The organism is Fusobacterium sp. DD2, assembly GCF_018205345.1.
Taxonomy (GTDB): domain Bacteria; phylum Fusobacteriota; class Fusobacteriia; order Fusobacteriales; family Fusobacteriaceae; genus Fusobacterium_A.
Window position 1 is genome coordinate 1 of record NZ_JADRHM010000077.1, and the last position, 11,522, is coordinate 11,522.

The following is an 11,522-nucleotide window of genomic DNA, read 5'->3' on the forward strand; positions in this document are numbered from 1 at the left end:
CCTTTCAGAAATGTGTTTTTCCCGTTCAATTTTAGAAAAGATACAACCACAATAATCCTGTCTATAAAGATTAAACTCTTTGGATATATGAATTGATTGGAGATACCTGCTTTTCTTTTTAAAGTCTCCATTTAAAAATTTGATACTATATTTTTCAGCTAATTTCTCTCCAATCTCATTAATCCATTGTGCATTTTTCATAGGACTTATACTGAGGACTGTTGAGAAATAATCAAATCCATTTTCAGCAGCTTTTTTAGCAGTATCTTCAAGACGAAGAGAATAGCATTTATAACAACGCTGTCCTCCCTCTTTTTCTTTTTCTAAGCCCTTTATTTTATCAAAGAAATCATTTTGTGGATTATAATGACCTGGTATTACCTTGATATCATATCCACGTTTTTTTAAGTAATCCTGTTGTTCTTCAAGCCTTTTTATATATTCTTCTTCATAGGTGATGTTTGGGTTGTAAAAATAAATTGTAATATCAAAAAATTTAAGAAGATATTCAATTACAGCACAACTACATGGAGCACAGCAGGAATGAAGAAGCAGAGTGGGATTTTTCTCTTCTGTAGAAATCTTTTTAAGTTCCTGTTCCATTATTAAATCATAATTTTTTTTCATTTGTTACTCCTATTTTTCTATCCATGTTTTCCATACTTCAGGTTGGTATCCAATTGTAATCTCTCTGTTAAATCTTCCAATTGGAGATTTAAAAAGTATTGGATTCTCCAAAAGTGTTTCCTCAATATCAAATACCATATATTGAAGATTCATTTTTTTATATTCTTTTGATTCAGTGTCAATGAGTTCCTCAATTGGGTATTTAGCACATATTGACTTAAGTTCTCCTTTTGATGGAGCTTTTTCTTTTAAGTTTATAAACTGTATTTTAATGCCACGTTCTTTAAAAAATCTTTCTGCTTTTCTTGAATCGTTGCAATTCTTTTTTCCAAAAATCTGTATTATCATATTACTCCTTTATAAATATATTACTTTTTCTGCCATCTCTTGAAATGTATCATCATGGGTTACTATAATACTTTGTTCAAGATTTTTAAGTATCTCACCAATTGAATCAGCAAGACTTTGTTTTTTCTCTTTATCAAGATTATTTGTAGGTTCATCAAAAATTGAAAATTTACTGTCAGTAAAAAGTTTACTCATTGCACTTCTGATAGAGATTGCAACAGCTACCTGTTCTCCACCTGAAAGCTGTTCAAATTTTAATTCACTTGTGTCACTTACAAGATAGACCATATATTTATCCTTATCTTCATTTGACCAGACTATTCTTTCACCACGTCCTGTGATTTTTCTGAAGTTATCAGTAGCGATAATCTCAATCTCTTTTAACATGTTTTTAGAGACTTCTTTTCCCATATTTTTTACATTATCTCTAAAAATCTGGGTAAGTTCAAGCTTTATTTTGAGCTTTTTAATTCTTTTTTCAAGCCTTTTAAGTTCAGATTCATCTTTATGTATCTCTTCGAGCTTTTTAGTTAATACATCTATCTGGGTATTTGTTTTTCCAAGTTCTTCTCTTAATGTCCCAAGTATCTCTTTGAGTTTTATTTCATTATTTAAAAGCTCTGGTTTATTATAGCTTTCTAAATGTTTTTTATTCTCTTCTATATCTTTAGCTGTATTTTCAAGTCTTTCTTTTTGTGTAGCTAGAATATTAGCATTATTTTCCTTATCTTTGATGTATTTATCTTTTTCAAGTGATTTTTTATAGTTTTCAATATATAAATTTCTTGCAGGTTCAAGAGATTTTAAAATTTGTTCCTCAGCTTCTATCTCCTTTGAAATAAGTATAAACTTATCTATAATATCCTGATTTTGAGATAGATATATATCTATTTCAATATTTTGTATTTTTAATCTTTCTACCTGTTCCTGATTTTTTCTTTTTTCAGTTTCATATAAAGTTATATCCTTATTTAGAGAAGTTATTATATTTTGAAGCTTTTCAAGTTCTTCCATATCTTTTTTCAGGTTAAGGTTTTCAAGCTGAAACAGCAATGTTGAACTTTTCTTTTGAAGTTCATCCTTATTTTCGAAACTGTTTTTTAGTCTGAAGTTTTCATAATTAGAAATAACAAGAGATAGTGATGTTTCAAGAGTTTTGTAATGTTCCTCTTCAGTTAAAAGTTCATATTTAGATTTTTCTATCTCCTTTTTAAATATTGAAAGTTTGTATTTTTTCTCTTCAAGTAATTTTTTTTCAGAGAGTTTATTAATAATACCACTAATCTCACTAGTATTATCTTCATATTCTTTGTCAATAGCAGCTATTTTTTCCTTAAAATATAGATTTATATCTTTACCCTTAAGGTTTTCGCAGTTTTCTTTTAAATAAGGGCATTGATAAGATTTAAGCATATTATATGCAGTAATATTTTCATCCTTTTGTGTAGCTAGAATGTTATTTCTGCTCTCTAAAGAGGATTTTTTCTTTTCTAGCTCTTCAAGTTGCAACAATTTATCACTGATATTTTCCTGTTCAAGTTCTAATATCATTTTTTCTTTACTTTCAATAGCTGATTTTTTACTGTCTATTGAGCTTTTAATAGCAACTATCTTTTGCTCCATATTTAAGGTATCATTTTCAAATATAGTGCACTGTCTAATGAGAATATTTGTATTATCCAATATTTCTCTATATTCTATTTCATGTTTCTTTTTTTCTTTTATGTTATATTCTAAATCTCCAGCTAAAGTTTCTTTCTCTAAAGATATGTTTTTATTACTGTCTATCTTATTTTGATATACTTCAATATTACCCTGAATTTTAGAGATAAGCCCTTCATTTCTAGCCTTGGTTTTCTCTTTGTTTTCATAATCTATTTTTAGCTTTTCAATCTCTTTTTTCTTAAGTTTTTTATCATCAATCTCTTTTTTTATAAAGGTATATTTTTCATATTTTTCTTTATTATTTTTTACAATCTCTTCAGCTTGTTTAGCATCTTCTATAAAGTTATCTATCTTTTCAATATTAGATTTACAATTATCTATTGTGTTAGATATATATTTGTGATTTCCTATTAGTTTTTCTCGTAATAATTCCAGCTCATTTATTGTTTTAAGCTGTGAATTTATTTCCTCTTCCTCTTTTGTGTGGATAGCTATTTGAGATGTATATTTTTCTTTCTTTTGAATTTCTCCATCAAGTTCTTTTTTTACATCTTCAGGATTGAGAATTCTTGCACCAATACTCTCATATTTAGCATTTTCTATACTTAAAAGTTTTTCATAATTTCTATATACATTAAGAAGGTCCTTTTCTCCTATTTTTTTATATATATCCGTGTTAAATATGGTATTAAATGTTGTTTCTCTATTTGTGGCAGTATCTTTAAAAGCTGAAACAAATTCATTTTGCTTTGCAACAATTATGTTGTCATATATATTTTTTATCTCACCTTTTATGCCACAAAGCTCTTTTATCTTATCTGCCTTTCCATCAATAGTTACTCCATCTGAAACTCTTGAAAGTTTAGATCCACCACTGGGAATTCTCTTGCTTATAATATACTCTTCTCCATCTACTCCAGTAAAACCGATCTCTATTTTACCACTTTTTTTACCAAAAGTTACAGCATCTAATAAAGTGGTTCTTGGTTTTGAATCAAAAAGAGCAATACCAATAGCTTCTAAAATAGAAGATTTACCTTTTCCATTTTGTCCCAATAGAAGATTTATACCTTTTGAAAATTCTATATCAAGGTTTTCATGGACACGGTAATTTTCAAGATGTACTCTATTAATTTTCATCTTCTATCTCCTCCTCAAGCATCTGATCAAACAGTTCAAATAGATCATTTTCCCTGTCCTTGTCACCACTGTATTCTTTGTATTTTTGTAAATAATTGCAGATAGAATCTTTGTTTTTAAAGTTCTCCCACGAGTCTATTATATTTCTTTCAATCTCTTTGATTGAGTAGTTTTTTCCATCTTCTATCTCAAGGTTATTTCTTTTGAAATTAAGATCGATGTATCCTTTTAATGCTCCACAACTTTCTAATATTTCTACAAGTTCAGATGTATTGATATATCTGCTGTCAGGAACATTTATTGTCACAAGAACAAGCTCTTCACCAGTTAGATGTAGTCCTTCACAAAAATTTTTAAATTCCTCTTCTATATTTTCAACAGGTGGTTCAAATTTAACCTTTATTCTTGTTCTTGGATTAATAGGTATAAATCTGTATTCAAGAGTATCTGTATCAAAAAGAATGCCTCCTTTTTTATCACTTTTTTCATTTAAAACATTCCAATATTCTGAAGAACCTGGAATGAATAAAAAAGGGTTCTCTTTAGGATAAACCTGGTACCCGTGCAGATGTCCACCAGCTATATAGATAACTTTTCCCTCTAGAGCTTTTATAGAAGAACTCATAGCAAGACCAGGAAGAAGTTCACTTCCCCCAGTTCCAGTATGTACCACAACAATATTTTTTTCTTCTGGATTTAAAACTTCAGAGATTTTTAAAAGAACATCATCTATAGCAAACCCTGGGTATCCAAGTCCATAAATATTTACATCATTTAATAGATATTTGTCAAATATATATTCTCCATCTATGTATTTATAATCTCCTCTTTTCAAAAGTTCTTTTTTTTCAAGATAGTTTGTCCATGAGTTGATAAGGTCATTTTCATTTATATTATCGTGGTTTCCTTCTATTATAAATGCTGGTATATTATTTTCCTTTAACCTTAAAAAAGCTTTTTCACTACGTTGTAAAACATCTGGTGTCAATTCTTTTTTGTCGAAGAGATCTCCTGCTACAATAAAGAGATCAACTTTTTTTTCTATAGCTTTATCAATTAGTTGATTAAAAGCATTGAAAAAATCAATATATCGTTTATCCATAAATTCCTTGGTTCCAAAAGGACGTTTTCCAAGGTGAATATCTGAACAGTGAAGTATTTTCATCTACGCATCTCCTTTATTTTCTTTACAGTACCATCTAAAATCACATTTTAAACATTTATCATCATATTTTCTAGGTGGAAACTTTTTATTGAGTAAATTCTCTGCTGTTATATTAAAACTGTTTATCTCTTCATCGATATCCTCCTGCTTAATTTTAGTATCTACAAAAGGATTTCCTTCTCTGGCAAAGTATAGGAAAGATTTTATCTCCTTATCAGGATACTCCTGTTTTAGAAGATATGTGTAGATAGAGAGTTGCTTTTTATAAAGTTCAAAGCTATCTTTGTCATATCTACCACTTTTAAAATCTATAACTTCTAAATCATTACCATTTTTTCTAATAAGGTCTAGAACTCCTTCAAGGATATAATCATCTTGTACACTAAATACCTTATACTCTGAAGCAACTATATCTTCAGGAAGTGACATTTGAAGATATTTTTGGATATCACTAAAAACTGTGTTCTTATTGCTTTCTTCAAAGGAAATCTGATATGTAATAACCATAAATGAATTAACTTTTTCTATTATCTCTTTTATATTTTCATCTTTTGGCAGAGTTTTATATTTTAATATGTATCTGTTTACCTCTTCCAAGGTTCTGTGGAAGAAGATACCATAGGCAGATTCACGGTTTTTATTAGTTACAAAACTAAATTCTTTTGTGAATTGGTATTTTAATGGACAAAAATCATATAAAGTTATATTTGAAGTATATGAGAGAAATTTTTTATTTTTTGTTTTTTTCATTGAAGAAACGTTCAGGTGTTTAAGTTCAAATTTTTCGCTGTCTGTCCATGAAGGAACCCAATAAAAAAGCGGAGCAAAGGTTCTGGAAGGACTTCTTCTTTTATTGTTATTTACCTCAATACTTGTAAGAACCAGAAGATCCTGAGCTCTAGAAAAAGCAGTATAGTATAGTCTCCAGAAATCAAAAAGCTCTTTTTTTTCAAGTGGTTCATATTTATCGTCTATTTTTAATATTTCTTTTAATTTATCCTCATATGTAGGAGGGAATGAATATGGATCAGCATATAACGAACCTACAATAACTATTGGAAATTCCATTCCCTTAGATTGATGGAAAGTAAGAAATGGTACAGCACCACTTGGGAAATTTTCTTTATTTTCATATTCATCTATTTTTTTCTCTCTCAGTTGTCTTAAATATACCATGAAGAAATATCTAAGATATGTATCAAGATCTTGTGCAGGAATTTTTTCAATCTTTGTAAGTATTTCATATTTATCTAAGATATCTGTAAAAATAGCCAAATTATGTGTTTCTCTTTTTTCAAGCTCTGAAATATCTTCAAGCTTTATAAAATTTTTAAATGTTTTAAATTGTAAAAAAGAGTAGAATACAGTTTTTAAGTTTGGATAGAAATCAATATCTTTATCTATATTTTCTTTTCTTTTTTCTACCAGCCATTTATAAAACTCCTCATCATCTTTTAAATATCTTTTTAAAACTTCCAGAGAATACTTATAGTAATAAAAGATTTCGTTAGTTCTATTTTTAACCTTATCAAGAACAAGATATTTAGTTTGTGGGAAATACACTAAAAGACAGGCTAGTATAATTCTAATTTCATCTCTTTCAAAAAAGTCTTTTGAACGTGGAGAGTACACTGTTATTCCCATATTAGTCAGATATTTTTTTAATTCATTAACTGCTGGATTTTGTACACTTCTAAAGAGAAATGCCACTTGATTATAGTCAGTTATTTTTCCAGTTGAATATAAAGTTTTTATGAATTTAAAAATATTTTCTTTCCATTTGTTTTCTGAATCTCCTCCAATTCTTATAACTGAAGAAGTAGGAGAAAATGGTTTATTGTCAGGGGAAATCATCTCTTTAGGGTATCTGTATTTATCCCAGTTAATAAGAGATATCCAACGGTTGCAAAATCTCACAATATCCAATTGAGAACGGTAGTTTATGTTCAGTGTTATAATTTTACATTGGCCTTCTTCAAATCGTTTAGGGAAATCCTGTATATTTTTTACTGTTGCCCCTCTAAATCTGTATATTGCCTGGTCATCATCACCAACAACACAGATATTTTTATATTTTTCTCCTAACAGGAATATTATTTTTTCTTGTATATTATTTGTATCCTGATATTCATCTATCATTATATATTTTATTTTTTTGTTGAGTTTTTCTTTTACTTCATTATATTTTAAAAGCATTTCCAGTAGTTCTGCTTGAATTGTAGAAAAATCAATAACATTACTCTCTTTGAGAAATTTCTTATATAAAATTTGAGCATTTTTTAAAAAATTAATAATAGGGCTATCAGTCTTAGTATCTTCAAGATTTTTTCCATGTTCATTGAGAATACTTAGCCAGTAAACTATTTTTTGACTTTTTTCCCAGTTATTTCTGCATGGAATTGCTTTAAAAAAGTTTCCTGCTCCTTCAAGTTCTTTGAAAAATTTGATTTTTGTGAATACAAAAAAAAGTTGTTCTGTGTCATCCAGAACTTTAAACCCATCTACATGCATTGAATATTCTATATTTTCTTCTATAAGTCTTCTAAAAATTGAATGCAAAGTTCCAATATACATATTATTAAGATTCAAACTTAAATTTTTTTCTCTTAATTTTTCAGAAATTCTGCTTATAAGCTCATTGGCAGCTTTATCTGTAAAGGTTGATATAAGAATATTTTCAGGCTTTACATTTTTTTCAGAAAGCAGATAAACTGCTCTTTCAACTAATGTCTTAGTTTTTCCAGAGCCTGGACCTGCAATTACAAGAACCGGACCTTCTGTTGTTGTAACTGCTTCATATTGTGCTTTATTTAAAACTTCTTTCATCACAAATCACCTTGTAGTATTAGTATAATTAAATTATATCATATAAAAACTATTTTTTCTTTTTCTAATTTAATAGTATTATTTAAAAACAGCTTGAAATTTATCCGAAAAAAAGGTACTATTTTATAGTAGTTCAACTAAATTGGGGTGAAATAATGAAAGTTACACAAACTTTGTTACTGTATTGGGTTTATACGCTATGTTTTTTAGGTGGCTTTATAAACACAGTCAGTGTAGTTAAGTACTCTTATACAATTTCACACTTTACTGGAAATGTATCAAAGACAGCAATTAATATTGCAAGTGGTAATTTTATTGAGGTTTTTAAAATACTTTTTATTATAGTGTGCTTTGTTGTAGGAGCTGCCATCTCTGGGTATATAATAGAAGGCAGAGAATTCAATTTAAAAAGGAGATATGGGTATTGTATATTAGTATTGGGATTGGGACTTTTATTTTTACATTTTGTAGCAGGAGATAGCTGGATGTTTTTCTATTATCTTCCTTTTATGATGGGAGTTCAAAATGGGCTCTTTATCTGTTATAAAGGAGTAGTAGTGAGAACCAGTCATGTCAGTGGAAGTGTTACAGATGCTGGAGTATATTTAGGTCATTGGCTACGTGGGAAAAAAGAGGAAAAGTGGAAAGGATTATTCTGTTTTTTTATGGTGTTATCCTTTTTAGTTGGAGGCTTTTTTGGAGTAGAAACTTTTATTTGGATGAAGGATAATGTTTTTGTTGTAGCAAGTCTAGGCTACTTTTTTGTGGCAGGTATGTATTTATACTTACGACATAGATATAGAAATCTTCTATGTTCAAGTGATGAATGCTACCCATTTAATTAATTTTTAGGTAAATTAAAAATTTACAAATGCAACAGATTGGAGTGACATCAGTGAGAGATATAATATTAATTTTATATTTTTTTCTAGTAGTTATTGTAGGATTTATTTCTTTTGGTCAAATAAAAGATGATAGAGATTTTTTTGTAGCTGGTAAAAATGCAGGTATATTACAGGTTTCAGGGAGTTTACTTGCATCTATATTAGGTAGTTCAGCAATTCTTGGAAGTGTTGATTTTGCATATAGTGTAGGTTGGGCAGGTAGCTGGCTCATGTTATGTGGGGCTTTTGGACTATTGATGCTATATCCACTTACAAAATATATAAAAAACTTTCAGGGATACAATCTTCCAAATTTACTTGGGAATTTTTATGGAGAAGAGGTGCAAAGAATTTCTTCTTTTATAATACCAATAGCATGGCTTGGTATAGTGGCATCCCAAATAATGGGAGCTGCCAAGATTATAACAATAATCTCTTCATATACTTATATTGAAGGTGTGTGGCTAAGTAGTTTTGTTTTTATTGTTTATACTATTTTAGGAGGACAGTTTTCAATAATAAAAACAGATATGATACAGCTTCTTTTCATCTTGCTAGGACTTGTGGTGACTTTTGTGTATATATCACCAGAACCTATAACTAAAGATGTTTTACCTATGATAAATGAAAAATTTAGCTATATGGATTTATTAGTTATGATACTTACCTATTCCACTACATACCTTGTAGGACCTGATATTTATTCACGTCTTTTCTGTGCTAAGAGCGAAAAAACAATGAAAAGTTCTATCCTGATAGCAATTATTGTTTTGATTCCCCTTGGTTTCATTTTAGCTAAACTTGGAATTTATGGAGCAGAGGTATTTGACAACATAGGAAGTAATTCTGTTTTACTGCTAATTGCAGATAGTAAATTACCTAAAATATTGAGTTTTCTTCTTTATTTAGGACTTCTATCAGCAGTTATTTCTTCAGCAGATACAACACTTTTAACTGCATCTTCCCTTTTCACACAGGGAATTATTAAAGACTTGAAAAGTGAAAAGGCAGTTTTTATCAGTAGAGTTTTGACTGTGGTATTTGGTGTAGGAGCTATGTTTATAGCTATTAAGATGAAATATATTTTATCGACGCTTCTTTTAGCTTTGACAATATATTCTGGTGCTTTTATTATTCCTACTTTTGTTGGAATGTTTGGATATAGAGTTAGAAAAGAAGTTGTTATACTTGCTATAATTGTTGGTGGTGGAGTTGCTACTTATGGAAAATTATATGGCGGTGCTTCAGGAAAACTTATAGCTATTGCTGCTTTTATTTTAAATGGAGCAATTCTCTATATTGGAAAAAAATTGGAAAAATCTAAATAAAAAAAGAGGGACTGTTGCAAATCTCCAACAGTCCCTTGTTTTTATCTTTTTTTAGCTAATTTTGATTTAGCAACATTTCCCAAAGTATTGATTGTATCCCAAGTAAGAGCAAAAGGTGGTGCATAACATAGGTCAAGCATTCCTAACTCATCTACTGTCATATGTTTATCAATAGCTGCAGCAAGTACATCTACTCTCAGAACAGCTCCTTTTTTACCAATTAATTGTCCACCAAGTACCTCTCTTGTTTCTCTATGGAATATAAGTTTTCCATAAAGATCTTCCTGACCAGGATAGTATCCAGTCTGGTTAGCATCTTCTATAAATACTGTATCATATGGAATACCTAATTCTTCAGCTTCACTTTGTGATATTCCTGTACGTCCAGCTTCCAAGTTGATAACTTTAATAGCAGCAGAACCTAAAGTACCTGCAAATTCTATTTCAACACCTGCTAAATGTTCTCCAACTACTCTACCTATTTTATTTGAGTTAGTAGCTAATGGAATATATACATTATCTTTTCTAACTTTGTGATATACACTTGCACAGTCTCCAGCAGCATATATTCCAGGAATATTTGTTCTTCCTTTTCCATCTATTATAAGAGCTCCATTTCTTAATGTTTTAAACCCTTTTCCAATTAGAAATTCTGTATTTGGTTTTACTCCTATAGCTACAATGACAAGATCAGCAGGATAGCTACCTCTATCTGTTTTTACTCCACATACTTTTCCATCTTTAACTTCAAATTCTTCAACATTTTCATTTAAATGTAGAGTTAAATCTTCTGTATTTCTTAGTTCTTCTTCCATTAAATCTGTAATCTCTTTATCAAAACTTCCTGGTAGAACTCTTTCACCACGTTGAATTATTCTGACCTTTTTATTTAGGTGTTTTGCAGCTTCTGCAGCCTCTAGTCCAATATACCCTGCCCCGATTATTACAATTTCTTTATTTTCTTCTTTAATCATCTCAGCTTTCAAATTTAAACCATCTTTAAAAGCTTTTAAGTGGAATATATTCTTAGCATCTATATTTTTTATAGGAGGATTTACAGCAGATGCTCCTGTAGCTATGATAAGTTCATCAAAAGTATCTGTGAATTTATCACCAGTTAAGTGATTTAATACGGTTACCTCTTTTTTATTGATATCTATATCGATTACTTCATGTTGACTTTTTACAACTATTCCATCTTTTGCAAATTGTTTTGGTTCTCTTGCTACCATTATATTAGGATCCTGATAAAAGTCTCCTACAAAGTAAGGAAGTCCACAAGCCCCCCAAGAGACGATATCAGTTTTTTCATATACTGTTATTTCAAGTTCTGGATTTATTCTTTTTGCTTTTGCAGCTGCACTCATACCTGCTGCAACTCCTCCAATTATTATTATCTTTTTTCTCATTTTCTTTCACCTCATAATATTATATACCTATGTGGTCTATTATATAGTTATGGGAATTTATTGTCAATATTTTTGAAAAAAAGTTTGACATAAATTTATAAGTATGATATTATAATTCCTGTGATGAGCA

General features: G+C 29.3%; 8 protein-coding genes. 2 read left to right on the plus strand and 6 right to left on the minus strand.

Going from position 1 to position 11,522, the window contains the following annotated elements; translation table 11 throughout:
• The 5 genes from IX290_RS10155 to IX290_RS10175 all read right to left on the minus strand — a co-directional run.
• Window positions 1-627: epoxyqueuosine reductase QueH (locus tag IX290_RS10155; RefSeq protein ID WP_211493073.1), on the minus strand; the 627-nt coding region annotated here is incomplete at its 3' end.
• A gap of 9 nt (window positions 628-636) precedes the next feature.
• Complete coding sequence (locus IX290_RS10160) at window positions 637-975, minus strand: arsenate reductase family protein (RefSeq protein ID WP_211493074.1); 339 nt, start codon at window positions 973-975, stop codon at window positions 637-639.
• Between the two features lie 9 nt (window positions 976-984).
• Window positions 985-3,780, minus strand: coding sequence for an SMC family ATPase (locus tag IX290_RS10165; RefSeq protein ID WP_211493075.1), 2,796 nt, complete (start codon window positions 3,778-3,780; stop codon window positions 985-987).
• Window positions 3,770-4,945 carry an exonuclease SbcCD subunit D gene (locus IX290_RS10170; protein WP_211493076.1) on the minus strand — a complete coding sequence of 392 codons (1,176 nt, stop codon included), beginning with the start codon at window positions 4,943-4,945 and terminating at the stop codon, window positions 3,770-3,772. The genes IX290_RS10165 and IX290_RS10170 overlap by 11 nt, the downstream gene beginning before the upstream one ends.
• Window positions 4,946-7,771: an ATP-dependent DNA helicase gene (locus tag IX290_RS10175; RefSeq protein WP_211493077.1), complete on the minus strand. Its 2,826-nt coding sequence runs from the start codon at window positions 7,769-7,771 to the stop codon at window positions 4,946-4,948. It abuts the gene before it with no gap.
• Window positions 7,772-7,926: 155 nt separating this feature from the next.
• On the opposite strand from IX290_RS10175, the gene IX290_RS10180 reads away from it, so the two are divergent.
• Together IX290_RS10180 and IX290_RS10185 are read left to right on the plus strand one after the other, a co-directional pair.
• Window positions 7,927-8,616, plus strand: coding sequence for a YoaK family protein (locus tag IX290_RS10180; protein ID WP_211493078.1), 690 nt, complete (start codon window positions 7,927-7,929; stop codon window positions 8,614-8,616).
• Between the two features lie 50 nt (window positions 8,617-8,666).
• Window positions 8,667-9,983 carry a sodium:solute symporter family protein gene (locus tag IX290_RS10185; RefSeq protein WP_211493079.1) on the plus strand — a complete coding sequence of 439 codons (1,317 nt, stop codon included), beginning with the start codon at window positions 8,667-8,669 and terminating at the stop codon, window positions 9,981-9,983.
• Between the two features lie 41 nt (window positions 9,984-10,024).
• Here IX290_RS10185 and IX290_RS10190 read toward each other — a convergent pair whose 3' ends face one another.
• Window positions 10,025-11,392 (minus strand): CoA-disulfide reductase, encoded by a 1,368-nt coding sequence (locus tag IX290_RS10190; RefSeq protein ID WP_211493080.1) that lies wholly within the window; start codon window positions 11,390-11,392, stop codon window positions 10,025-10,027.
• Window positions 11,393-11,522: the final 130 nt, after the last annotated feature.